This window comes from Microcoleus sp. PH2017_34_RAT_O_A (assembly GCF_020737885.1).
GTDB lineage: Bacteria > Cyanobacteriota > Cyanobacteriia > Cyanobacteriales > Microcoleaceae > Microcoleus.
Genome location: NZ_JAEQDD010000110.1, coordinates 1 through 25843, shown reverse-complemented (window position 1 = coordinate 25843; position 25843 = coordinate 1). Strand labels below are relative to the sequence as shown.

Sequence of the window (25843 nt, the reverse complement as noted above, 5' to 3'; positions counted from 1 at the left end):
TACCTTGGGATGGCCGACCACTCAATAGCGCAGGAAGTGAACTCTTTCATTGTAGCTAAAGATGGCTTTAGTTAAGTTTGGGTAAGTTTTACGAAGCAGGGGAAGTGCTACGTCGAAGTAGACCGTTTTTTCCCATCCTCAAAGACTTGCTCAGTCTGTCTCAATCGAGTTGGTAATTTGCCGTTGAATGTGCGGTCATGGCAGTGTCAAAGCTGTGAAACAAAGCATGACCGGGATGTCAACGCAGCGGTCAATATTCGAGATGAAGGACTCCGTATTTTAGCGTTAGGAACTAGCGCTACTGCCAAGGTCGGGAAGGTAAGTCCAAAGTCCCGAAGGCGTAAGTCATCCGTTTCTAAGGCACTACCCGTCGAAGTTGGAAGCTCCGCCCTCAACGACCGAAGCGCTCAGGGCGCGTAGGAAGTAGGGCGGGGTAGTTCACTGTTAAGTTTTCGCAGGCTGACAACAAGTTTCTCAACTTGACAGCTATTACTTGCTAGGGACACTAAAACCCCGGTTGCTGCATAGATTTCTCCCCAGCCAAATGTCTTATTTTGAAGCTAGAAATCCCTTTTTTTGCCCAGGTGTTGCTGAATGCAGCTTGATTTACGAAAATTTTCAGACGGAATTAGCATCAGACGATCTACAATGTAAGGCTAATGAAGTGCAATTTTTCCAAGACTAGCGATCGGCAGAAATTTCAGTACCGTTCGGAATTTTAAGTTTTGTAATCAAAAATTGCACCCATTAAATCAAGCTTTGAAGTTCGATGAGTCCAAGCACCAATCTATGAAACGCTCTTTCGCAGGTAAGACAGATACAGGGCTGGTTCGTTCCGTAAATCAGGATTCGTACCACATAGATCCTGACGGGCGATTTTTCATAGTGGCCGACGGCATGGGAGGACACGCGGGAGGTCAAGAAGCCAGTCGGATTGCGACTGGGGCGATTCAATCTTATTTGCTCGAACATTGGGAAGGGCCTGAAGATTCTCCCCTGTTGTTGTCCAAGGCTTTGTTAATTGCCAATCAAGCAATTTTGACCGATCAGCTCGAACATCCCGAGCGTGCTGATATGGGGACTACGGCTGTGGTTCTGATCTTTAGGGATGAGGGCAGACCTTGGTGCGCTAATATCGGGGACTCTCGCTTGTATCGGCTGCACGGATCTCATTTGGATCAGATTACTGAAGACCAGACTTGGGTGGCTCAGGCTGTCAAAAGAAAGGCCCTGACTCCGGATCAGGCTCGCAGTCATCCTTGGCGTCACGTTTTGTCCCAGTGTTTGGGCCGCGATGATTTGCACGAGATAGATATTCTGCCGGTGGACGTAAAGCCCGGGGATCGCTTGTTGCTGTGCAGCGACGGCTTGACTGAGGAACTTTCCGATCCTTTGATTGCTTCGCCTCTGAAGTCGATTCGCGCTTGCGAGGGCGCTGCAACTGCTTTGATTGAAGCCGCCAAGGATAAAGGGGGACGGGACAATATTACTGTGGTGATCGTGACGATCGACCTCAAATAATATCCTCGCACCCTCGCATACCTAAAAATCTCCCAATCTCCGAATCAAAAAATCTCAAATCTAAAATTTAAAATCGAATGGTTCGCGTTATTGGTTTGATGAGTGGCACGTCGGTGGATGGCATTGATGCTGCTTTAGTGGATGTGGTCGGTTCCCAAGCAGACTTAAAAGTGCAGTTGGTGGCCGGCAAGACTTTCCCTTATCCTGCTACTTTGCGATCGCAAATTCTCTCAGTTTGCAGTGGTTCCGCGTTATCTATGGTTGAGTTCGCTCAATTAGATGATGCGATCGCCCAAGAATTTGCTAATGCAGCCTTGACAATTCAAGCAGAATATGATAATGCAGAATTAATCGGCTCTCACGGTCAAACTGTCTACCACCGACCCCCAGGGAATACGGAAAAGAGCAGTTTTTCTGCTGCACCTAGCCCCGGCTCAGACATGGGTTACAGCTTGCAACTCGGGCGGGGCGCGCTCATCGCGCAATTGACAGGCATTACAACTGTGAGCAATTTTCGATCGGCAGACATTGCAGCAGGAGGTCAAGGAGCACCCTTAGTCCCAATAGTTGATGCCTGCCTGCTTGCTGAACCCAACCGCAACCTCTGCATCCAAAATCTCGGCGGAATTGGCAATTTTACTTATCTTCCTGCCAGGAGAGATAAAGAATTGGCTGACAAGTCTGCGGTTTCTCCTCTGGGCGAGGGTATCTTGGGTTGGGATACCGGGCCGGCAAATTCGCTGTTAGACTTGGCAGTGCAGCACTTCTGTGACGGAACAAAAACTTGTGACGAAGGTGGAGCTTGGGCGGCAAGTGGCACTCCCTGTCAAGCTTTAGTAGAGAATTGGCTACAGCAAGATTTTTTCATCCAAGCACCGCCCAAATCTACAGGGCGAGAGTTATTTGGTGTAGACTATTTTAACCGTTGTTTGGTCGAGGCTCAAGGTTACAACCTCAGTCCTGCTGATGTGCTGGCTACTTTGACGGAACTGACTGTTGCTTCGATCGTTCACAGTTACCAAACTTTTTTGCCGCAGATGCCCGATCGAGTTTTATTGTGCGGGGGCGGCAGCCACAATCTCTACTTAAAACGCCGATTGCAAGCACAATTGCATCCAGTGCAAGTGTTGACTACTTCTGAGGCAGGCTTGAGTGTAGATTTTAAAGAGGCGATCGCTTTCGCGGTTTTAGCCGCCTGGCGGGTTCGGGGTATTCCCGGCAATCTGCCTCAAGTTACTGGTGCTTGCGCGCCGGTTCTGTTAGGAGAAATTAACTCTTGTTGGCACAGTTGGGCATGATAGCATAGAGTCTGAGGGACAACGGCTGTGCGTTGTTGCACCAGCATTGTAGCCAGCAGGAAAAGCATAGGAACAGCACTGTGGCTCACACGTTTTTAATGGAATCTGGCCAATGGACGCTCGAAGGAAGTTGGATTGAGCGCAATGGCGTGCCAATTACGGTAAAAGGCAAAACTTTAGTGAGCTGGAACCGAACAGATTGGTTCAGTATGGTGACGAAGCTCGTGTTTCCAGGAGGCGATCGCGAAGAGATTATTTTGCAGTACCGAGGACACCTCAACAACGATGAGCGGCAGTATACTTTTGTACTCCAACACAGCGAACTCGGCCGAGTCGAGGGCGAAGGTTGGATTGCTCCCCAGTCGATCGTCCAACGTTACTGGGTACTCGGAGATGAACGCCAGCGGCGGACGGGTTTTGATACCCTCCACCGCGTTGATGAAAATCGCTACTACCAATCTAGTGGCATCATGTCTGGTCATTACTTGACGAGTACAATGGAGGCAACTCTGGAACGTCAGTCGGAATAACTCTTTCTAGAGTTACAAGTTGCCAGTTATGGGACTTGAGTAGAAAATTAAAGTTTAGCTGGTCGGATATCGCCTTGTGATGTCCGACTTGCTCAATTCTTCCTCAAAGCCACCCGCTGCAACTTGAGAGGGCTAGCAGCGATTCGGGCGCTATTGATATCCTGCTCCCACAATCGCTTACTCTAAAAGTAGACACCGCAAATCTGACTTTACAGGATATTAAGAGCTGTAGTGAAGTGTTAAGCTCGCCATATCAAACAATTTCCCTTTCTGGAAATTACATAATTATTTGTGGCTTTAATTTATTGTATAAAAAAATATAGATATTGTCGAAAAATTTATAATTTTTGAGAGGCGGAGCGATAAATTCTTGTTGCTCTGTGCTGCGATCGTCGATCGGACTATTACGGAGACTTGATCCCAACTTTTAGTAGAATCAAAAGACAATAAAGTGCGAGTTTGTCTAGACCCGAGGATGAGTTCTCGATAGGTTGCTAAAAATTGTTTCTACCAAATGCCTCTAACCTGATAAATTCATCCGTATATCAGTGTCGAGCTCTGAGGATATTCTGCTTTATACCTTTGAGTGACGCCCCATCACCCCCAACTCCTTTCCGCCTGAGGGAAGAGAGTAAGAGACGGAGGTCGCCGACTGCGACTCTAGGCTACTCAACGCCTGGATTGGGTTCTAGACCCCAATGGTGTTTGAGAAAATGGCGGTACATGGTTTCGCGCAACATCATTTGCTCGTAAAGCTTGACCAAAAACTCCTGAGCTTGCTCGCGGCTCATGTCACTTACCTGTGTTTTGAAGGAACACAGGCTAAATTGCTGCTCCAAAGACAATTCTGCTGGTTGGCTCATGACTTTGACTCCTGTAGTAAGTAAAAGTGACTTGACAGTGAAACCTGGATTAACCAGATTTGTAAGTTGTTTCTGTAAGTTGCTTCAGCGATCGGCTCTTGGTTTCAGGATGTCCCGCAAGCCTATCTCGCTTTAGTATATTACAAAAGGTAACAATAATTTGACAAAATTACCATCTTTCCTAAGAAATAACTTAACCATAGAGATGGCAAGATGTCCGCAAAAGTTCCTTCCGCAGACTTATACCACTCTATCTACTTGTCAAGAGAAAAAAGGCTCAGTATGAACCAAAATAATTGCAGCGATTTATACCAACTCGCGCGGAAATTCTCTCTGGCTGAGGGGGAGAGCGGGTGCTGACGGGTGTAGGTTTTTTGGTAAAAGCCTTATCCCATAAGAGTTTGAGATTTTAAGAGGCAAAAGCCCAAAACTTTTGCACTGTCTAGATTTGCTGGGTTTTGCCAGGGGAAAACCTACACCTGTCAGGAGATCGGGTGAGGGGAGATGGGGAGACTGGGAGAATCTATATTTCTCTCTTCTCCCTTACCTTCTTCCTTGTATTCGTTAAATCGGCTACATCTGTTAAATCCCGCACACTGCTTCCAAACTTGGAAGCGTTCTTACTAATTTGAGGGAGGGACATTCGGCGGTGGAGTAGCAGCTCCGGGCCTGGAATTGGGGGCAATGGGTGCGGGCGAAACGGGAGGAATTCCCAGATTTCCCCCAGAGTTGCTCGGCTGCTGTCCCGGTGCTGGAAGAGGAGATTGAAACTGATTGGGATTGAACTGCTGCTGCCCCGGAGCCGGAAGAGGAGATTGAAACCGATTCGGATTGAGCTGTTGTTGCCCAGGAGCTACGGGAGACGGCAGGGGTTGAGGGTAATTGCCCGAAGGTGCCGCAGGAATCCCCGAATTGGGAAGCGACGGATTATTCGGCTGGGCAGAGGGAGCCGAACTAGGAAGAGTTGCTAGAGCTACTCGATCGCCCCCTACCTCTCGCAATTTGTCTAAAACCTCCACAACTTTGGCGTATTTAGCATTTTGAGGAGCGTACAACACCGTCAAGCCGGCAGGATTTGTGCTGTGGAAACTCTTTAAAACTCGATCGAGCTGCTGGTAATTAACAGGCAATTGGTCGATATAAGTTTGCCCGAAATCGTCAATGCTGACAATCAGCATCTCTCGCATCTGCGTTTGTCCAGTCTTCGCCTTCGGCAAATCGACATTAATCGCTTGCTGGCGAGTCAGTTGCAAAGCCGCCACCAAAAAAAACGTCAGAATGCAAAAGATCACGTCAATTAAAGGCACCAGTTCAATCCGAGCCTCTTCAGCAGGAGTATCTAAGTGAATCTTCATCAGTTGTTCTTTGTTCTAATTATTAGAAGGTGAATCTTCAGCCGGATCGGAACCTTTCAATTTCGGCTCCCTGAGACGTTCTCCCGATGATTCTTGAGAATTGAGAGAACGCCTGTTCAAACCATCGGAACCAAAGGAAGAATTGTTGTGATCTGTACCGGGCGATCGACCTTTAGCATTAGCAGTCGGCCAATATTGTCTGTAGAGCAATTCCATTTCATTTCCAGCTTTGCGAAATATTTTGGCTTGGTTGAACAAAAAAGCTTGAAATATCCGATAAAACGCCAAGGTAAAAATTGCTACTACCATCCCACTCGCAGTCGTGATCAGCGCCTCGCTAATCCCCAAAGTCACGCCAGTGGTTGCCGCCGTACCGATGTCGCCCAGACGGATGGAACTGAGGGAGTTAATCAAGCCCAAAACTGTTCCCAGCAAGCCCAGCAAAGGGGCGAGAGCGATCGTCGCTTCTAAGATTTTGTCCCCGCGGCGCATCGAAGCCAACTCTTCATCGGCGGCTGCTTCGAGGGCGAGTCGAAATAAATCTGGTTCGGGATTGTACAGGCGCAGGGGTGCAGAAAGAAATCGCCCGATCGGCTGTCGGTTGGCTTGTCTGGCAATCTCGTTAGCCGCCCCCCAATCGCTCCGCGCCGCGTCGAGAATCCGGTTAACTATCTGCTTCTCTTTGCTCAAGAGGCTTGCCCAGAACCACAAGCGCTCGATAATTGTACTTACAGATAGAATCGATAACACCAACAGGGGCCACATGGCGGGGCCGCCTTTTTGAAACAGTTCTTGAATATTCACAATATTTTTGCTCCTGCATTACCCGCTAACTTTTGCTTCTGTTCTACTTTTTTTTACAAATCTAAGGCCATTTAATTTTAGCGATTAATGTACTCAGGACTTACGCACTCGCCACTAAAGAAACCGGGTCTTGCAGTCCAAGGCCTCGGGTGGCAAAGAAGTATCTTACTCGATCGAATCCCGTTGCTGAGTAAGTCTTGGTAATATTGTCAGACTCCTCGCGGGCGATCGGCGGCGACTACTTCCTCAGAAATCCTCTAAATCTTCTTGACACATATCTTGCAGCGACTGGTGTTGCAGGCGGCGGTTCGTGCGGCGATATTTTTTAGTTTGCAGTTTCGGTTCATACTGCTGTGTACCGTCGGACTTGGTTTGCTGCTTCAAACTGGATTCGGCGCTGCTGGAGTTTTGCAGAGCTTGTTGGCGGACGATCGCCTCTTCCATAAAATTCAAATAATACTGGTAGCGCTCCCAATCTCCCCGCACCACACAGTTAGGCTCATCGCGGTGCGAACAGTCGCTAAACTGGCAGCTACCCAAAGCCAGCCTCTGACGAGCTTCTGGGAAATATTCAGCTAACTCCGACGGATCGGATTCGAGAGCCGGCTGATTAAAGCCCGGAGTATCCGCCAGCAATCCGCCGTCGGGAAGTTCAAATAGTTCGACGTGGCGAGTTGTGTGGCGCCCGCGGCCGAGTTTGCCAGAAACAGCGTTCACTCGCAGGTTCAGCGCCGGAACCAGTTGGTTGATCAAGCTGGACTTGCCGACGCCAGAAGGGCCACAAATTATCGTTATTTTGTCTTGGGTGTGGCTGTGGAGAAAGTTCGGCAAGGGATTTTGTACGGAATTTAACGGAGCTAACGGATGAGCCGAATTTGCTAGTAGGGGGTTCTCCTCAGAAGGCAACAGAGAACCATCTATTTTGTCCGATAAATTCTGGGAAGTTACTTTTTCGACATAAACTTTATTTTGAAAATTTGTGGCAACTTCCTGCACTCCTAAACCGCTGCGAACGCTAATAAACATTGGTTCGTAGCCCCAACGTGAAAGCCGATCGCGCCACTGTTCCAACTCCTCGGCTCTCACCAAATCGCATTTGTTCAGGCACAAACTCACCTCTAAACCTGTAGATTCTGCCTTGACTAAAAACCGAGTTAATGAGGCGGGGTCTAAATCGGGTTCGGCGAGGGCAAAAACGAGGAGAATGCGATCGGCATTAGCGACAGGCGGGCGGTTGAGTTCTGTGCGGCGGGGGAAGACTTCTGAAATTGCACCCCGGCGGTCAGTCCAGTCCGGTTCGTCTACCACCACGCGATCGCCCACCATCACCTGTTGACCAATTTTTTTGAGTCGAGTGCGGCGAGTGCACAGGAGAGTGGGAGCATCCGCCAGGGCTATATTCTCGTGAATCCCGGCTGCTGGATCTAGCCTGACTCGGTAGAAGTTAGCCTGAACAGCCACGACTGTACCGACGAGAGAGGACAAATTCAGGCTCATCCGGCTTCCTGGAGTTCTGGGCGCTGCACTTTCATGGCAAAAAAGCCAGACTCCGACTCATCCGCCATAAATTGCGTTTCGAGAATTTGATAGCCTTCCATTTTCAGACTATCAGGCACTTGTTCGATCGGCTCCCCAGCATCCAGCCACACTTCCAAAACAGCACCAGGTGGCATTTGTTCCAAGCGCAATTTAGTGCGGACAAAATTCAGAGGACACGGAGTCCCCCGCAGATCGATTTTGGCATCTGGGGATTTGGGATTTTCAATTGTGGATGTTGAATTCATAATGCGTTTTAGATTCTCAAATTTCCCATCTCAATTCTTGAAAGCCTTATTTTATCGTGAACAAATTGACGAATAATTATTCTACCGCCGATTTTTGACACCAATTGGTGTCATTTTTTTGAGGACTATTCCCACAAATTGCCCAACAATTATTCTACGACCACAAATTGCCCAACAATTATTCTACGACCGATTTTTGACACCAATTGGTGTCATTTTTTTGAGGACTATTCCCACAAATTGCCCAACAATTATTCTACCTGTACAAAATGAGACCAATTGGTCTCATTTTTTTGACAGAGAATTAAACAAATTGCCGAACAATTATTCTACCTGGGCAAAATGAGACCAATTGGTCTCATTTTTTTGATAGAGAATTTAAAAAATTGCCACGGAATCATCAAACAGGAAAATTTGACACCCATGGGTGTCAAAAAATTGCTTATTTCTGAAACAAATTGCCCAGAAATCCTTCCAAGCCGCCTTTACCAGTACGATCGCCCTTCAGCTTAGCAAGCTGCATCAGCAACTCCCGTTCCTCAGCCGTCACCTTAGTCGGAATATCAATAGACACCGCAATCAAATGGTCGCCGCGACTGACTGGATTGCCCAACTTAGGCACTCCTTTTTTCTCCAGAGTCAGAACAGTATTCGCCTGAGTTCCCGTAGGAATCAACAATTCCGTCGGCCCATCTACAGTTTCCACTTCCAATCGGCAGCCCAAAATTGCTTGCAAATAACTAATCTTCACTTCCGAATTAACGTTAATGCCGTCCCGCTTAAATAACGGGTCTTCATTCACAGCCAAAAACACGTAAAGATCCCCCGGCGGCCCGCCCAACTTGCCAGCATCCCCTTCATTGGAAACGCGCAAACGAGTACCGTTATCTACCCCGGCTGGAATAGTGATTTTCAGCTTTTTCATCACTTCTTTCTGACCGCGGCCGCCACAAGTTTCGCACTTGTCCTCAATTACTTGCCCGGTGCCGTTGCAGGTGGGGCAAACAGAAACTTGAGTAAAGCTGCCGAAAGGCGTGCGGGTAGCGCGTCGGACTTGACCGCTGCCGGTACAAGTCGAACAGGTTTGAGGTCTGGTTCCCGGCTTGGCGCCAGTTCCGGTACAAGTTTCGCAGGTTTCTAGGTGCTTGATGCGGAGTTCTTTTTCCCCACCAAACACAGCTTCGCGAAACTCTAGCCGCAAGTCGAGGCGCAAATCATCTCCGCGCACGGGGCCACTGCGTCTGCGACCTTGCTGTTGGGCGCCCGCCCCTCCTTGAAAACCCTGAAAGAAGCTTTCAAAGATGTCAGCAAAGCTGTCGCCGAAGTCTTGGAACCCAGGCGCGCCTGCACCACTGACACCTTGTTCGCCAAAGCGATCGAAACGGGCGCGGGTTTCCGGTTCCGATAGTACCTCGTAGGCACGGTTAATTTCTTTAAACCGCTCCTCAGCTCCAGATTCTTTGTTGACATCTGGATGGTACTTGCGAGCTAGGCGGCGGTAAGCACGCTTAATTTCCTCTTTGTCTGCACTGCGAGAAACGCCTAATATTTCATAGTAATCACCGGCCATAAAGCTGCTTGCCTGGAGGTAAATAACAAAAAGTGTACGAAAAATAAACGGGCGACCTTTCCTGAAATTACCAATTAAAAATTAAAAATTCTCATTGTTAATTGTTAATTTTTAATTTTTAGCTTTTCAGTTCTAAAGGAAAGGATTCATATCATCAACTTCAGGTTCGGGAACCTTCGGTTTTGGTTCCGGTTGTGGTTCCGGCTGTCGCTTGGACTGTCGTTCCGGTTTTGGTTCCGGTTGTGGTTCCGGCTGTCGCTTGGACTGTCGTTCCGGTTTTGGTTCCGGTTTGGGTTCCGGTTGTGGCGGAGCTTGTGGCGGAGCTTGGGGCGCCACCAGCAGCTCTTCTGTCAGGAAAAGGCTGTCGTCGGTAGCTGCAACCTCTTCTAGTTCTGACATCATCTCGCTTTCAACCTCTGGCGAGGAGTGGGCTACCCCGCTGCGGGCTTGCTCGTAGACTGCTGTCCCGAGGGAGTATAGCAGTTGCTTGAAAGCTTCGATTTGCTCGGTGAGTTCCTCAACATTGATGTCGGGGTTAGCCATCGCGGCCTTCAAAGCTGTTGCTGCTGATTCGGCTGCGACTTTGAGGTCGTCGCTGAGCAATTGCGCGTTGGTTTTCAAAGTGACACCACAATTATAGACCAGGGTGTCGGCTTGATTTTTGAGTTCGACTACTTGAGCGCGCTTGATGTCCTCGTCGGCGTAAAGTTCGGCTTCTTGCCGCATCCGCTCGACTTCGGTTTCGCTCAAGCCTCCTGTATTGGAAATTTGGATGCTTTGTTCTTTGCCGGTTCCCTTGTCTTCAGCGGCAACTTTGAGAATGCCGTTGGCATCGATTTCAAAGGTAACTTCGATTTGAGGTACGCCGCGGGGGGCTGCGGGAATGCCTTTGAGCAGGAATTTGCCGAGACTTTTGTTGTCTTTTACCAATGCGCGCTCGCCTTGGAGGACGTGAATTTCTACGGAGGTTTGTCCGTCAGCAGCCGTGCTGTACATTTGCGATCGACTGGTGGGGATGGTTGTATTGCGATCGATTACTTTGGTAAACACACCGCCCAAAGTTTCGAGTCCCAGGGAAAGCGGCGTCACGTCTAGCAACAGCAAATCTTTGACTTCACCGCCCAACACCCCGGCTTGAATTGCCGCACCTACGGCTACAGCTTCGTCGGGATTCACCGATTTATCGGGAGACGCGCCCCCAAAATACTTACTAATTGCCTCTTGAACTGCCGGAATTCGGGTTGAGCCTCCGACTAAAATAATCCTGTCTATATCTTTCGGGGTAAGACTTGCGTCTTTGAGGGCTTGAGTCACCGGATCGATCGTCGCCTGCACCAAATGACCCACCAGTTTTTCAAACTGAGCCTTCGAGAGATCCATTTCCAAATGCTTCGGCCCTTTAGCATCAGAGGAGATGAACGGCAAATTAATGGATGTGGATTGCGAGAGAGAGAGTTCAATTTTCGCCTTTTCCGCAGCTTCTCGGAGGCGCTGCAATGCCATTTTGTCTGTTGAGAGGTCGCTACCTTCTTGAGTTCGGAAAACTTCTACCAGCCACTGAACTATGCAGTTATCAAAGTCATCTCCTCCGAGATGGTTGTTACCTGCGGTGGCGTTGACTTCAAAAATTCCGTCTCCCAATTGCAGGATCGAAACGTCGAAAGTACCGCCGCCGAGGTCAAAGACCAAGATTTTCTGTTCGATATTTTGCTTGTCGAGCCCGTAGGAAAGGGCGGCCGCCGTCGGTTCGTTGACGATCCGCAGGACTTCTAAACCCGCGATCGTACCGGCGTCTTTAGTCGCTTGGCGCTGGGCGTCTGTAAAGTATGCCGGCACAGTAATCACGGCTTGGGTAACAGTTTGTCCCAAATAAGCTTCAGCATCTTGCTTGAGCTTTTGGAGTACCATTGCCGAGATTTCTTGGGGGGTGTGAACTTTGTTCCGAATTTGGACGTTAACGGTGTCGTCTTTGCCTTTGATGCAGGTATAGGGAGTGCGGGATCGTTCTTCTTCCGTGTCGTCCCACCTGCGCCCGATAAATCGTTTGATGCTGTAAACAGTATTTACAGCATTAGTTACAGCTTGCCGCTTGGCTAGTTGACCGACTAAGCGATCGCCCGCCTTGCCAAATCCTACGATGCTCGGAGTTGTGCGGCCGCCCTCGGAATTGGCGATCACGACGGGTTTACCGCCCTCCAATACAGCTACGCAACTGTTGGTCGTGCCTAAGTCAATTCCAATAATTTTTCCCATAGCGCCTCATAAAACTTTGTGGGATGTTTGGAAACTTCCAACTACAAGTTGGGGTATAAAAAACGACTAAGCTTGTTTTAACAAGCATCACTGACTGGATTTGTAGGAAACAAACTTGATATTTTAATGCAAGATCGCAGACTCATTAAAACATTGTTCAGAATTTGTTGAGAAAGCGCTGACCTGCTTTTAGTCCTGAATTAAGAAGTTGGTGAGTTTGCCACCTTCGTGCCCCCGAATTCTCTTCGGGGGTCCGTGCAGGGCGAGGAATGCAGTAGCTTTTGTCCGATTAACTTTCCGAACTATCGGGATTTTCATCTGAGGCTACCACAGATATCCCAGGCGCTGCAACTTTCACTTTGGCGTGGCGCAAGACACGATCGCCCAGAATGTAGCCGCGTTCTAGTTCTTGGATGATTGTTCCTTCCTCGTGTTCGTCTGTGGGCTCGCTGAGGAGAGCTTCGTGGAGGTTGGGGTCAAACTGTTCGCCTTCAGGGCGCATCGGAGAAACCCCAATTTGCTTGAGACCATCTACCATTTGCTTGTAAACGCTTTGGTAGCTTTTGTGAATGTTCATTTCGCCGTCGTTTTGCGGCTTAATGTGCGATCGAGCGCGCTCGAAATTGTCGATTACCGGCAACAGGGGCTTGATCGTGAGACACCTTGCCTGTAAATCTAACTCTTCTTTTTCCTTTTGGGTGCGCCTGCGGAAGTTTTCAAAATCTGCTGCTAGGCGGAGATTTTGATTTTTTAGGTCTTCTAGTTGAGCTGATGTGGCTTGCAACTGAGTTTTTAAAGCCTCTTTTTCATCTCTTATCGAAGCGAGTTCCCTCTTCCATGATTCAGCCGCGTCTGCTGTCGGGCTGTTGGTGGAATTGCCGGTGACAGGATCTCCGGATGCGTTTGCTCCCTTGCGATCGCCCTCGGCGCTTTGATAAGCTTGAGCAAGTTCGAGTTCCCAATCGGCTGCTTCGTTAGAGTTTGCTGGTGCCGGCGGAGTTTCGCTTGCCATTGGTGAACCCTCTGGGGTTTCCCCAGTTGAGTTAGGATCTAGATCTTGCTGTTTTTCCTCGTCAATCATAAAAGCTGCGCGACAGAACCCTATCAATTCTAGCAGATACACTTAACACGGTAAATGTACAGAACTATAATTTACTGTGTATGGCACTATCTGATTCATAGGAAAGCTCCGGTCTCTGTGCAGGAATCTCTCAAAGCTTGCAATATTTTATGGAAATGACATCTCGATCTCTAGTTCTAGTAAGACCGTCATTGGAGCTAACACAAGGTTTCTTGTATCGCAATTTGGGAATAACACCCTCGCATTGATAGCAAGTTTAGAAGGATATTAAGCAGTTAGATTTCCTGAAAATAATTGAGCTGTTGATGGCTGATACTTCAATATTTGCGGCAAAATACAGTTAATTAAAGTTAATTTATATGGCTGTTTTATTCGCAGATAGAGGCTTGTATTTTACAATTGAGTGCGTTTAAAAACAGGGAGGTGTCCTCGATTATTGGGGAGTAAAATGAGAAACATTAGCTGGTATTGGGTACCGGCCACTCGGTAGATACGATTGATCTCTAATTTGCCAATAGGCAAAATTGATGAACTGTCAACCTTTCCTCACAAAGGTTAGGACACCAGAGAGAATTAGATGAATATTGGCAGGGAAAAAACTAGATCTGCTCAAAATCTGGGCGATCGAAATCTGCGATCGGGCGATCGCCCGCAACCCGATCGCAGATAATTAATCAAAATATATCTCACTAGACCGATCGATGGCTTTCGTCAAAGCTATCATCATCAAAGCTCGCACAGCCGATCTTTAAGGTAGTACAGAGAACCGCGCTACCACGGGCGCTGTAATTTGACCAAACAATTTGCGAATATACAATGATCGTGGAAAGGCGACAGACCTCAGGATCAATCCCCAAGTGATGTGCCATGAGGCTATAACGAGAGTATCTCGCAGGTCGATCGGGTCAGTAAGCAACTTAGCACTCAACAAACAAAATTTGATTGCAAGCATCGACCAATCCCTCCAACGTCTCATCAATTTGTGGACGAAAATGAGAGGAGACTACGAGCTTACACTTGACATATAGGGATAGAGCACAAATATGATAGCTCATCCACAAGCAAAAGATACGGGGGTTTTAACCCCGCGTTGGTTTTCCTCTCAGCACTTTCTGTGACTGAGTTTCCCACAAGAATGAGTGTTTTTTATGACTAACACATCCCAGGGGTCTCCTCGCACATCGATAGTTGCTATCAGCGTTTTGCCTCCGGCTCTCAACAAGATGATTCAGTCGGGTTACGTCAACGGCGACCAAGTGAAACAAGCTCAACTTGAAAGCCGGAAGTCGGGTAAGCGGTTGACGGAGGTATTAGAAGCACTTACCGGGCAGCCGTTACCTCCTGAATTGCTGCGGCTTTACAAGAAGCAGCAGATGTTTGAACGGAAGATTGTCTACGGGGTTGAAGCGTATGACCCGGAGATGAGCGAAATGTCGAACGAGCAACTCGGAATTATGCTCGATGGGTTGAAAATTTCGATCGACATTTGTCACCAAGGTCGCTTTTTACCAGTAGCGAAGACTGAAACCGAGCCTCAGGCTGTTTTAGTGGCAATGGTAGATCCCGACAACCTCAACGCCATAGAAGATTTGCGGCGGATTTTACAGCCTCACGGCTTGGCTTTGCAGCGACGGGTGATTACGCCAGACGACTACCAGGACATCACTTCGGCATATCAAGACGACCAAGTTAAGGTAGCCGCCAAAATAGCAGAAGCCGATAAGCAGAGAAAGCTGGAGTTAGGGGAGGGAGATTTTGGCGAACTCTCATTAGAAGAGGAGAGTGCTGACCAAGAAGACCTAGCTAACACCATAGACGATGCTGAGGCTGCTCCGGTAATTAAGGCTGTCAATATCATTTTGGCTAAAGCTTTGTCGGAAAAGGTGTCGGACATCCACGTAGAACCTCAAGAAGAGTTTATGCGGATACGGATGCGGAAAGATGGGGTGCTGCAAGAGTATTTCCGGTTTCCGAAACAGGTAGTGCAATCGATTACGGCTCGTTTCAAGATTATTGCCAACTTGGACATTGCCGAACGCCGACAAGCTCAAGATGGTCGTATCCGCCGGGTGTTTGAGGGACGCACGGTAGATTTCCGGGTAAATAGCTTGCCTTCCCGGTACGGCGAAAAAATCGTGCTGCGGATTTTGGACAGTTCCAGCACTCAGTTGGGTTTGGGTTTGTTGATCTCGGATCAAGAAACTCTGGCTTTGGTGCGAGAGACTGCTAGCCGTCCGTTCGGACTGATTTTGGTGACGGGGCCTACGGGTTCGGGTAAGTCAACTTCTCTGTACTCGATTCTGGCGGAACGCAACGATCCGGGGGTTAATATCAGTACGGCGGAAGACCCGATCGAATATGCTTTGCCAGGAATTACCCAATGTCAAGTAATTCGGGAAAAAGACTTGACTTTTTCCAACCTGCTGCGGGCGTTTTTGCGGCAAGATCCTGACGTGATTTTGGTGGGGGAAACGCGGGACAGGGAAACGGCAAAAACTGCTCTCGAAGCTGCTTTGACGGGACACTTAGTGCTGACTACGCTGCACACTAATGACGCGGCTGGGGCGATCGCGCGTTTGGACGAAATGGGCGTAGAACCGTTCATGGTTTCAGCCGCTCTGTTGGGCGTGTTGGCTCAGCGTCTGATGCGGCGCGTTTGCGACAAATGCTGCATTCCTTACCAGCCTACTGCGGCCGAACTCGGTCGCTACGGTCTGTCGGCTTCTCAAGAAATCGATCTGACTATTAACAAAGCCAACACCATACCAGTGGAGGAAAGGAAAGGACTCGCAGAACGCGATCAACTTTGTCGGAAGTGCAGCGGCCTAGGCTACAAAGGACGGGTAGGCGTTTACGAGTTCCTGAAAAATACTGAGCGGCTGCAAACTCTGATCACTCAAGGGGCTCCCACAGAGCAACTTAAGGAAGCAGCGGTAGAAGAAGGGATGAAAACGTTGTTGGCTTACAGCTTGCAGTTGGTGCGGGAAGGGGCGACTACCTTTGAGGAAGTCGAGCGGGTGACCTTTACTGACTCCGGGTTGGAGGCGGAACTGAAAGCCAAACGCAAGCAGGGACTTACCTGCAAAACTTGTCGGGCGGAATTGAAGCCGGAGATGCTGGATTGTCCGTACTGCTTGACGCCGCGCTTTTTGGATTGATTCATCCGTCATCCGTCATTCGTCATTAGTCATTAGTCATCCGTCATCCGTCATTAGTCATTAGTGATTAGTCAGTAGAAAAACAACTGTCAACTGTCAACTGTCAACTGTCAACTGTATCTGAGCTAAATTGGTCAATAACTATCAACTAGATTGAGAAGAGGTATCTATGGGTCTGATGATTGAAGACGTATTGGAGTCCCTGGTAGAGCAAGGGGGTTCGGACATACACATCCAAGCAGGCGCGCCTATCTTCTTCCGCGTCAGCGGGAAACTAACTCCTCAGTCGCAATACGGCGACATTCTGTCTGCTGAGGAAGTGCAGATTCTGATCTTCCAAATGCTCAACAATATGCAGCGCAAGCAGTTGGAAATGGAGTGGGAACTCGACTGCGCTTACGGGGTGAAGGGATTGGCTCGGTTCCGGGTGAATGTGTACCGGGAGCGGGGTGCTTGGGCTGCTTGTATGCGGGCTCTGGCTTCTAAGATTCCTAACGCAGATGCTTTGGGCGTGCCGCAGATTTTGCGGGATCTGACGGAAAGACCCAGGGGTATGCTGTTGGTGACGGGACAAACGGGTTCCGGGAAAACTACTACGATGGCGGCTTTGTTGGATCTGGTCAACCGGACGCGGGCTGAACACATTCTGACGGTTGAAGACCCGATCGAATATGTGTTTCCGAATGTCAAGAGTTTGTTTCACCAGCGTCAAAAGGGGGAAGATACTAAGAGCTTTGCTAATGCGCTGAAAGCAGCCCTGCGGGAAGATCCTGATGTGATTCTGGTGGGAGAAATGCGGGACTTGGAAACGATCGGTCTGGCAATTTCGGCGGCAGAAACGGGTCACATGGTGATGGGAACGCTGCACACTAATTCGGCTGCTGCTACGATCGATCGGATTTTGGACGTATTCCCGCCCATTCAACAACCCCAGGTTCGCGCCCAAGTGTCTAACTCTTTAGTCGGAATTTGCAGCCAAAATTTGGTTGTGAAAGTTGGGGGCGGCCGCTGCTGCGCTATGGAAATCATGGTGAATACTCCAGCTATGGCTAACTTGATCCGGGAGGGCAAAACTCCTATGATTTACTCCCAAATCCAAATGGGGGCAAAATTGGGCATGAGGACGATGGAAATGGCCCTCGCTGAACTTTACAAGGGCGGTAAAATCACTTGGGAATCGGCAATGGCCAAGGCTTCTAAGGCTGACGAACTCGAACGCTTGATCGGCCCGGCACCTGTTGGTACAGGCAAGGTAGGGGCTCATTAATTGAGTCAGTCAGTCCATTTTAGATTTTAGATTTTAGATTTTAGATTTAATTGCAGCGCAGTGAATCTGGGAGCTTGAATTACGATCTAAAATTGGGGGATCGACTCTCATGAGTGTTGGGGACTTGTACCTGTTTTGGGGCGAAGCAATCAGTTATTGGTCAGCAGTCCGCAGAAATGACCAATCACTAATGACTAATGACTGATTGCCAATGACTAATGACTTTTAATAATTTTCCAGAGGCAATCTATGGCTACAAATGTTATTAATCCAAAACCAAAAACAGGCTTCGATCTCAGTAGGATTCAGGAGCAATTTGAGTATAGCCTTAGCAGTCTTACTGTTAAGGATATGGCGATTTTTGCTCGTCAGTTTGCGGCTATGTTTAATGCCGGGGTGGCGATCGTGAGATGCCTTTCCGTGCTGCACGAACAGTGCTCTAATGCTAAGTTGAAACGAGCACTCAGGAGCATGAATGCTGACGTGCAAGAGGGGATAAACTTGGCAGAGGCGATGGCTAAGTTTCCTGATGTTTTTGACCAACTGTTTATCAGTATGGTGGCGGCGGGAGAGGTCGGCGGTGTGCTAGATGAAACCCTCGACCGTCTGGCGGTGATGATGGAAAAAAATCACAAGACGGAGGCTGAAATTAAATCTGCGATGTCTTATCCGAAGACTGTGTTTTTCATCGCGATTGTGATTTTTTTCGCAATGACGATTTTTTTGCTACCAACTTTCGCAAAAATCTTTAAGGATATTGGTGCAGACTTGCCTGCTTTTACGGTGTTTATGTTGGGGATTAGCGCATTTTGTACGGCTTGGCCTCCGATCCAACAACTGACAGTTATTGGGGTAATTATAGCGCTAAAATTTGCCTTCGATATGTACTACAAAACTCCAGTAGGTCACCTCCAAATCGATAGAATTGCGATGAAGTTGCCAATTTTTGGAGATTTGATTGAAAAATCGGCGGTGGCGAGGTTTTGCGTCATCTTTGGCTCGCTGACGCGATCGGGTGTGCCGATTCTTAGCTCTTTGGAAATTGTGCGAGATGTGGCGGGAAATCAGGCGATCTCAAATGCGATCGAATATGCAAGGCAGGAAATTCAAAGCGGTGGCATGATCAGTATTGCTTTGCAAGAACAAGCTGTTTTTCCCTCCTTGGCAATTCAAATGATGGCAATTGGCGAGGAGACTGGGGAACTTGACAAGATGCTGATGAAAGTTGGCGCTTTTTACGAAACCGAAGTCGAAGAAGCAGTCAAGGGACTTACCAGTATGCTAGAACCTCTGATGATTGTTGTGGTCGGTGGTATCGTAGGTTCGATTTTGCTGTCGATGTATCTGCCGATGTTCTCAGTGTTTCAGAAGCTGTAGACAATTGACAGTTGACAGTTGACAGTTGACAGTTGTTAGTTGTCAGTTGACAGTTGTCAGTTGTCCGTTGACAGTTGACTCTTGTCAGTTGGCAGTTGACAGTTGTTATTTGTTATTTAAGAGTTGTCATTAGCTTTGTTTGAGTTGTTAATAATGTTCAGTCAGTGATATGGCCTTGGCTAATCTTTGAATAACCAATGACCAATTGTTGCCAAGTAATGAATAACCAATTGCCAATTACCAATTACAAATTGCCAATTACAAATTGCCAATAACCAACGACAATTGACCAATGACTAATGACCAATGACTAATGACCAATGACTAATGACCAATGACCAACGACTAATGACTAATGACTAATTAATTGATTTAAAATGTCTGTAAAACAATCACATTACGAGGCTTTACTAGCACAGTACAGCGAATTTTCGGAAGCGATCGCCCTGCTGAAAAAATATCGGCTGTACATGGAGATGATTCCGAGTATCCGCCGCGCTAACGAAAGCTTAATTACCATTCCTTTGCCAATTGTGCGCTTGCGGGAGGGGGTTTCCTATGCGGGTAGGGGGGGGACTAGCATCTCTCCGGGACAGGCGGCTTGTTTGCCCTGCGATTTGGCGATTTTGATGTGCGATCCAGAGTGGAAAGTTAAAATTGGGGTGGAAATTTTGGTTTTTATTCACCGCCCTGGTGAAGATTTTTCGGATTTGTTGGGCCGCTGGCGGCAGTGTCAGGTTTGGTTGGATAAAACTTACGAGTGGGTGATGCCTTACCGCTACAGACATATTTTTAGCGATGAGGCTGAGGCTGTTCATCCGCTATTTGTTTTGTTTGAGGAAACTAGCGATCGCATTCAGCGCGGTTTGATGGCGGCGGGGTTGCCGTTTGTTGTTGAAAGTTTTGACTCGGGGATTGAGGAATTGGAGGATGAAGAGTTTCTCGGTAGCCCAGAATTGGGGAGTATGGGTGAAGAGAGTTATGAGTTGTAGGCGGTGGTGCGATCGAGAATGAGGTCTGTCTTGTAATGGTAATGGTAATTGGTAATGGGTAATCAGTAGACGAGCAATTGCATAAATATTTGATTGATAAATCAACCGCAGATGCAAGGCAGATCAACACAGATTAACGCAGATACATTTCTTGATTGGAAAGCTTAGGAGTGCAAGAGGTATAGTGTGTTCTATTTTGTTTGGTAAATTAAATTTAATTTAAAGATATAATTAACCGCAGAGAACGCAGAGGGCGCAGAGGAGAGAGAAAGAGGAAATTATAATTTTATTTAGATGAGTAGTATTTTTTATTAAACAGGAGCTATTGAGATGAGGTTGTTAAAATCCTGGCGTTTAGTTTTATTAGCTCTAGTTTTTGGGATGGCTGTAATTGTCTCAAATTGCGGCACTCCTGCAAATATTAGCAATAATTCTCCAACTGCGACAACTCCTGCGGCTGTTCCACCAGGGGCTTTAGTCTACGGTGCTGGCGGGCCGCCGGTGAATCTGGAACCGGGAAATGTTACTGATGGTAATTCGGTGATTGCGATCGACCAAATCTACAATCGCTTGACTGATTCTAAACCGGGTACTGTGGAACTCGCACCCAGTCTCGCTACTGAATGGTCGAGCTCTACAGATGGCAAAACTTGGACTTTTAAGTTGCGATCCGGGGTGAAGTTTCACGACGGGACGGATTTTGACGCGGATGCTGTTAAGTTTAATGTCGATCGCTGGTGGGATGCCAAAAATCCTCACGGGTATCGAGATTCGGGCAAAACTTATCAGATTTGGAAGAACTTTTTTGCTGGGTTTAAGGGCGATAAAGATTCCCTGGTCAAGGATGTGACCGTTGTTGATAAGTCTACGATTAGGTTTGTGTTAAATCGACCTTTTGCGGCTTTTCCTTCGGCGATTGGGTCGGGTTATTTTGGGATTGCGAGTCCGGCGGCGGTGAAGAAAGCGGGTGCTAAATACGGCACTCCGGGGTCGCTGGCGGTGGGTACGGGGCCTTTTGTGTTTAAGGAATGGATCTCGGGCGATCGCATTATCTTAGAGAAAAATCCGAATTATTGGAAAGCTGGAACGCCGAAAGTCAATCAATTGGTAATTCGTTTTGTTGACGATCCGGCGGCGAGATTGGCTCAATTGAGGGCTGGTCAACTTGATTTTACTGTGGATTTAACGCCGGATCAATTGAAAGAGGTGCAAGCGGATGCTAATTTGGAAACTGTTTTGCGCCCTTCTTTTAATGTGGGTTATTTAGCCTTAAATCCGGGTTACGCGCCTTTGGCGAAACCGGAGGTAAGACGGGCGATCGCCCAAACAATTAACAAGCAAGCAATAGTCAAAGCTTTCTGGGGAGAACTCGGAAAATATGACTCGCAATTTATCCCGCCTTCCCTGAATTGGGCGGAGTCTGACAAAGTTAAAGATTACGAATTTAACCCGCAGCAAGCTAAAGCAATGCTGGCGAAGGCCGGTTATCCGAACGGTTTTGATTTGGATTTGTGGTATATGCCCGTCAGCCGTCCCTATTTTCCCACGCCGAAGCCGATCGCTGAGGCTTTTGCGGCGGATTTAAGCGCGATCGGGATTCGGGTAAAGTTGCTGACAAAGGATTGGTCTGCTTATTTGGCCGATCGGCTAAAACCTCCGGGCTTTCAAGCTTTTATGATGGGTTGGACTGGGGATTATGGCGATCCTGACAATTTTTATTATCCTCACTTCGGGCCTGGTTCGACGGCGGATTTGGGAAATTGGAAAAATCCGAAGGTTTTGGAACTTTTGGATCGGGGGAGGGCGAGTGGGGATAAAGCAGCTAGAGGGAAAATTTATGCGGAAGTTAGCGAGATTTTGCATGGGGAGGCGGTGCGTTTGCCGATCGTACATTCGCAGCCACTTTTAGGGAAACGCAAGAATATTAAAGGTTGGATTCCGAGTCCTTTGGGTTCGGAGTCTTTTGAGGATGTGAGTAAGTCTTGAAAAATGCTGCATAGATTCAGACGTACGGTTGAAACCGCGTCTACACAAACAAAACCCGCCTCCGCGGGTTGAAGAAAATAAGGCAGAGAAAAATTTCGCAAAACACGATATCATCAGTTGCGAATTACTACTTATAAAAATGGCTAAATATATTGTTAAACGTTTGCTGGCAATATTACCAGTTCTGTTCGGAATCACGCTGCTGGTATTTGCTTTTTTGCACCTGATACCGGGAGATCCGGCGACTGTGCTTTTGGGAGAACGGGGAACTCCCGAACAGGTGGAAATATTGAAGGCTAGATTGGGCTTGAATCAGCCTTTACCTTGGCAATATTTGGCTTTTTTAAGTAGTTTGATTCGATTCGATTTAGGACATAGTATTATTAGCGGTATTCCGATTGTTGATGAAATCAGAAGTCGCTGGCCTGCTACTTTGGAACTGTCGGTGGCGGCGATGTTGGTGGCACTTATAATCGGAATTCCGGCGGGAATTTTGGCTGCTGTTCGGAAAAATAGCTGGCTGGACAATCTGACGATGAGCGGTTCTTTGATTGGCGTATCTTTACCAGTCTATTGGTTGGGATTGATGTTGATTTATTTGTTTGCTGTTTACCTGAAATGGCTGCCTCCTAGCGGGCGAATTAGTGTAGATTTGGGGTTTGGTTTTAAGCCAATTACGGGTATTTATGTTTTGGATGCTTTGCTGAGGTGGGATTTGGTGGCTTTGCGGGATGCGATCGCCCATTTAATCCTCCCAGCCTTAACTTTAGGAACAATCCCCTTGGCGATAATCGCTCGGATTACTCGTGCTGCGATGCTGGAAGTGCTGGCACAAGATTACATCCGCACGGCGCGGGCTAAGGGTTTGCCGGAATTTTGGGTGGTTTTGAGGCACGCTTTAAAAAATGCGTTTTTGCCGATCGTCACAACTATAGGTTTGCAGTTCGGCACGCTTTTGGGTGGCGCGATTTTGACTGAAACAATTTTCTCGTGGCCGGGAATTGGTTCCTGGATTTACAGCGGGATTCTGACGCGGGATTACCCAATTGTGCAAGGAGGAGTAATCTTTGTGGCTGTGACTTTTGTGCTGATCAATCTGGCGGTTGATATTTCCTATGCTTTTTTTGACCCGAGAATTCAGTACCGTTAATTAGAAGGGAAGTTCTACAGAAAATGCTTGTTTAACATCCGGCTGTAGCAGGTAGTAAATGCTAGCAATGGCAAAACCCAGAGATAGAAAATTAACTGCTGCACCTGCGCTACCCAACATTTTGGCAATTTGCGTGACGACGGCGATAACATGGATAATTAATGTTCCAGTCCAAGCCCATTTTTTTAGTTGAAGCAAACCCCATGCTAAGACTAGGGAAATAATTCCGATAATTATCGCGATTCCAGCAAAAATTGCAATGAAGCCGCCGATGACAGTGCCAACTTTTGCGCCGAATCCAACTGCGCCGAGACCGCCTAAAACGCCTGCAAATAGTAAGATGAACAAGCCGTCAAGCAGACTGAAGATGCCACTAATTAACTGTAAGATTGCCAGAACTGTAACGCTTTGAGGACGATTCATGTTGAAGCTTTTCCATTTTCAACGGATTTGCAAAATATTTTAACCTGTTGTGGGTACAGGGCAGATAGATATTCAGGACTTGGACAGGGTACGATCGACAAACGGGTTTATGAGATGTCAGCGTCTTCATACTGTGTAGTTACCGGGCGCGCACTGTGCGATCGCCCTACAAGACAACCCACGACTTACTGGAAGCCGATCGCCCACGCGGCAGATCCCGCCTCCGCAGAAAGTCAGTTGAGTGCGATCGAAGTTTGAGCTCGCCTCTTGAGACTGAAAAAACTTAACATTATTTAATAAGTTGCAAAGATTAGCTATAATTGTTTACAGGTGCTGGTTGGGGAACTTTTTTTAAATCACCCGATCGGATGAGTCTGAAAGACGATGCCGCGCATCAGAAAAAATTTTACCTTTAAGGTAATCCTGAGATTTAATTAGGTGAGTCGGTATGATCGTTAGCCCCAAAAAGGAAGCTGCTCAGGTCAAGGTGGAAGATACTCAAATTGTAGACACCAAGGCCCCAGAGACTAAAATTGCAGATAAAAAAACCGCCCAAAAGCAATCCCCGAAGAAAACCGCGCGGAAGATGCCGCGGTGGGCGATCGGTTTGGTTGCAGCCGGGTTGCTAGCTGTACCGACTACCATATATATATCAAAAAGTCGATCGCAGCCGAAAGTAGATGCGATCGCAGCGATGACAGTGCCGGTGGAAGCGCAAAACCTGACGGTGCGGATCACGTCTAGCGGGACGGTACAACCCGTACAGCGCGTGAATCTCAGCCCCAAAGGCTCCGGTCGGATCGCAGAGTTATTTGTCGAACAGGGCGATCGCGTCGAAGCAGGACAAATTGTGGCCCGCATGGAAAGCCGCGATGTGGAAGCTCAACTGGCTCAAGCCAAGGCCCGCGAAGCCAGCATTAGAGCTAAACTTGCCAAAATTGAAGCCGGAAATCGATCGGAAGACATCGCCAGCGCCCGCGCGCGTTTAGAGCAAGCCCAGGCTAGTCTGGCGCAACTCCAAGCCGGAAGCCGCGTCGAAGAAGTTGCAGGATCCAGAGCCCGCTTGGAGCAAACTCAAGCCCGCTTACAGCAACTCAAAGCCGGCAGCCGCGTGGAAGAAGTCAGCCAAGGGCGAGCTCGTTTAGCCCAAGCTCAAGCCCGTTTAGCAGACGCTCAAACTGGCAGTGTCAAACAAGAAATTGCCCAAGCACAAACGCAAATTGAATCGAGTAAAGCTCAAGCCGAACTAGCAGCTCAGCGGGTGGAACGCAACCGCCCGTTAGTCCAAGAAGGTGCTCTTGCTCAAGATAAACTGGATGAACTGATTAAGGAAAATCGCACTGCCAAAGCTAAGGTAACAGAAGCCCAAAAACGCTTGCAACAACTGCAAGAAAGTCGGGAGTCGCAAATTCAGCAACTCCAAGCTGCTGTGGAAGTCGAGCAGCAAGCATTGAAGCAGTTGCAAAACGGCACGCGATCGGAAGAAATTACCAAAGCCGAGGCAGAAGTTGCTGAAGCTAGAAGTAAATTAGCACAAACAGAAAACGGCAACCGTCCAGAAGAAATCGCCAAAGCCGAAGCAGCAGTTGCTGAAGCCAAAAGTCAATTAGCCGCCCAAGAAAACGGCGCTCGCCCGGAAGAAATAGCTTCGGCTAAAGCTGATTTAGCCGAAGCTCAGGCTCAAGTCCGCTTTCAAGAAGTGCAGTTAGAAGATACAAAAGTTCGCGCTCCTTTTGCGGGAGTTATTACCCAACGGTATGCCATCCAAGGAGCTTTTGTAACCCCAGCAACTTCGGCTTCGGAAGCGACTTCGGCAACTTCAACATCGATCGTGGCTCTCGCTAGAGATGTGGAAGTTTTGGCGAAAGTCCCGGAGGCAGATATCAGTCAAATTAAACCGGGTCAAGTTGTGGAAATTGTGGCTGATGCTTATCCAGATAAAGTGTTTAAAGGCAAGGTTAAATTAATTGCGCCCGAAGCTGTGAAAGAACGGGATGTGACGCTGTTTCAAGTGCGCGTCGCCATTGACACTGGCAAGGATTTCTTGCAGTCGGGGATGAATGTAGATTTGAGATTTGTCGGTCAAAAACTGAGCAATGCTTTGGTTGTTCCGACTGTGGCGATTGTGACCAATAAAGGTCAAACCGGTGTGCTGGTTCCCGATGAGAAACAGCAGCCGAAGTTTAAGCCTGTGACGGTGGGATCGACTATTGGTAACAAGATTCAGATTTTAGAGGGTGCTAAGGCGGGCGATCGGGTTTTTACTGAACTTCCTGCTGGTAAAAAGTTGGAGGATATTATTAAGACTCAGAAGTAGAGGAAGTTGGGCAACAAAGGTACGTTGTTGCGCTTAAGCGCTCTTTCCTAATCTTATAAAGAGCGCTGAAGCGCAACTACATACCTAAGAGTTAACTTTTTTTTAAATAAAGGT

The 25843-nt window shown here is 47.9% G+C and carries 20 protein-coding genes and 1 pseudogene; 12 read left to right on the top strand and 9 right to left on the bottom strand.

The features are described 5' to 3' along the window. Positions 1 to 96: 96 nt before the first annotated feature. From JGK11_RS28035 to JGK11_RS28020, 4 genes and pseudogenes are all read left to right on the top strand, one after another. Positions 97 to 420, top strand: a pseudogene (locus JGK11_RS28035) (zinc ribbon domain-containing protein); the annotation flags it as partial. Positions 421 to 789: 369 nt separating this feature from the next. Next, positions 790 to 1521 carry a PP2C family serine/threonine-protein phosphatase gene (locus tag JGK11_RS28030; RefSeq protein ID WP_293177062.1) on the top strand — a complete coding sequence of 244 codons (732 nt, stop codon included), beginning with the start codon at positions 790 to 792 and terminating at the stop codon, positions 1519 to 1521. 77 nt (positions 1522 to 1598) lie between these two features. After that, positions 1599 to 2819 carry an anhydro-N-acetylmuramic acid kinase gene (locus JGK11_RS28025; RefSeq protein WP_293213753.1) on the top strand — a complete coding sequence of 407 codons (1221 nt, stop codon included), beginning with the start codon at positions 1599 to 1601 and terminating at the stop codon, positions 2817 to 2819. 80 nt (positions 2820 to 2899) lie between these two features. Further along, positions 2900 to 3349 carry a hypothetical protein gene (locus tag JGK11_RS28020; RefSeq protein ID WP_293177066.1) on the top strand — a complete coding sequence of 150 codons (450 nt, stop codon included), beginning with the start codon at positions 2900 to 2902 and terminating at the stop codon, positions 3347 to 3349. 665 nt (positions 3350 to 4014) lie between these two features. Here the strand turns inward: JGK11_RS28020 and JGK11_RS28015 are convergent. From JGK11_RS28015 to grpE, 8 genes are all read right to left on the bottom strand, one after another. Beyond that, the gene (locus JGK11_RS28015) at positions 4015 to 4212 is read right to left on the bottom strand and encodes an NblA/ycf18 family protein (protein ID WP_006635253.1); all 198 of its coding nucleotides are present in this window, start codon (positions 4210 to 4212) and stop codon (positions 4015 to 4017) included. Between the two features lie 623 nt (positions 4213 to 4835). Next, positions 4836 to 5567 (bottom strand): biopolymer transporter ExbD, encoded by a 732-nt coding sequence (locus JGK11_RS28010; protein ID WP_293177078.1) that lies wholly within the window; start codon positions 5565 to 5567, stop codon positions 4836 to 4838. Positions 5568 to 5582: 15 nt separating this feature from the next. Continuing rightward, a complete protein-coding gene (locus JGK11_RS28005) occupies positions 5583 to 6371 on the bottom strand; it encodes a MotA/TolQ/ExbB proton channel family protein (RefSeq protein WP_293177080.1) in 789 nt (262 codons plus the stop codon). 246 nt (positions 6372 to 6617) lie between these two features. Then, positions 6618 to 7868 (bottom strand): ribosome small subunit-dependent GTPase A, encoded by a 1251-nt coding sequence (gene rsgA, locus JGK11_RS28000; protein ID WP_293177082.1) that lies wholly within the window; start codon positions 7866 to 7868, stop codon positions 6618 to 6620. Beyond that, on the bottom strand, positions 7865 to 8155 hold the full coding sequence (locus tag JGK11_RS27995; protein WP_293177084.1) for a sulfurtransferase TusA family protein: 291 nt from the start codon (positions 8153 to 8155) through the stop codon (positions 7865 to 7867). The genes rsgA and JGK11_RS27995 overlap by 4 nt, the downstream gene beginning before the upstream one ends. 442 nt (positions 8156 to 8597) lie before the next feature. After that, positions 8598 to 9725 (bottom strand): molecular chaperone DnaJ, encoded by a 1128-nt coding sequence (gene dnaJ, locus JGK11_RS27990; protein WP_293177088.1) that lies wholly within the window; start codon positions 9723 to 9725, stop codon positions 8598 to 8600. A gap of 132 nt (positions 9726 to 9857) precedes the next feature. After that, positions 9858 to 11978: a molecular chaperone DnaK gene (gene dnaK / locus JGK11_RS27985; RefSeq protein ID WP_293177090.1), complete on the bottom strand. Its 2121-nt coding sequence runs from the start codon at positions 11976 to 11978 to the stop codon at positions 9858 to 9860. Positions 11979 to 12267: 289 nt separating this feature from the next. Beyond that, positions 12268 to 13059: a nucleotide exchange factor GrpE gene (gene grpE / locus JGK11_RS27980; protein WP_293177092.1), complete on the bottom strand. Its 792-nt coding sequence runs from the start codon at positions 13057 to 13059 to the stop codon at positions 12268 to 12270. Between the two features lie 1148 nt (positions 13060 to 14207). Here grpE and JGK11_RS27975 point away from each other — a divergent pair. The 6 genes from JGK11_RS27975 (at position 14208) to JGK11_RS27950 (ending at position 22989) form a co-directional block, all read left to right on the top strand. Further along, complete coding sequence (locus tag JGK11_RS27975) at positions 14208 to 16217, top strand: GspE/PulE family protein (protein WP_293177094.1); 2010 nt, start codon at positions 14208 to 14210, stop codon at positions 16215 to 16217. A gap of 169 nt (positions 16218 to 16386) precedes the next feature. Continuing rightward, the gene (locus tag JGK11_RS27970; protein WP_293177096.1) at positions 16387 to 17484 is read left to right on the top strand and encodes a type IV pilus twitching motility protein PilT; all 1098 of its coding nucleotides are present in this window, start codon (positions 16387 to 16389) and stop codon (positions 17482 to 17484) included. A gap of 249 nt (positions 17485 to 17733) precedes the next feature. Beyond that, positions 17734 to 18861 carry a type II secretion system F family protein gene (locus JGK11_RS27965; RefSeq protein WP_293177098.1) on the top strand — a complete coding sequence of 376 codons (1128 nt, stop codon included), beginning with the start codon at positions 17734 to 17736 and terminating at the stop codon, positions 18859 to 18861. Positions 18862 to 19238: 377 nt separating this feature from the next. Then, positions 19239 to 19853: a hypothetical protein gene (locus JGK11_RS27960; protein ID WP_293177100.1), complete on the top strand. Its 615-nt coding sequence runs from the start codon at positions 19239 to 19241 to the stop codon at positions 19851 to 19853. A 330-nt stretch (positions 19854 to 20183) separates the two neighbouring features. After that, positions 20184 to 21839: an ABC transporter substrate-binding protein gene (locus tag JGK11_RS27955; protein WP_293190565.1), complete on the top strand. Its 1656-nt coding sequence runs from the start codon at positions 20184 to 20186 to the stop codon at positions 21837 to 21839. Positions 21840 to 21978: 139 nt separating this feature from the next. Then, entirely contained in the window at positions 21979 to 22989 is a 1011-nt protein-coding gene (locus JGK11_RS27950; protein WP_293190564.1) for an ABC transporter permease, read from the top strand. Here the strand turns inward: JGK11_RS27950 and JGK11_RS27945 are convergent, their stop codons facing one another. Next, complete coding sequence (locus JGK11_RS27945; RefSeq protein ID WP_293177106.1) at positions 22990 to 23412, bottom strand: hypothetical protein; 423 nt, start codon at positions 23410 to 23412, stop codon at positions 22990 to 22992. It abuts the gene before it with no gap. A gap of 114 nt (positions 23413 to 23526) precedes the next feature. On the opposite strand from JGK11_RS27945, the gene JGK11_RS27940 reads away from it, so the two are divergent. After that, positions 23527 to 23670: a hypothetical protein gene (locus JGK11_RS27940; RefSeq protein WP_293177108.1), complete on the top strand. Its 144-nt coding sequence runs from the start codon at positions 23527 to 23529 to the stop codon at positions 23668 to 23670. A gap of 190 nt (positions 23671 to 23860) precedes the next feature. Continuing rightward, on the top strand, positions 23861 to 25729 hold the full coding sequence (locus tag JGK11_RS27935; RefSeq protein ID WP_293213750.1) for an efflux RND transporter periplasmic adaptor subunit: 1869 nt from the start codon (positions 23861 to 23863) through the stop codon (positions 25727 to 25729). Positions 25730 to 25843 lie beyond the last annotated feature (114 nt).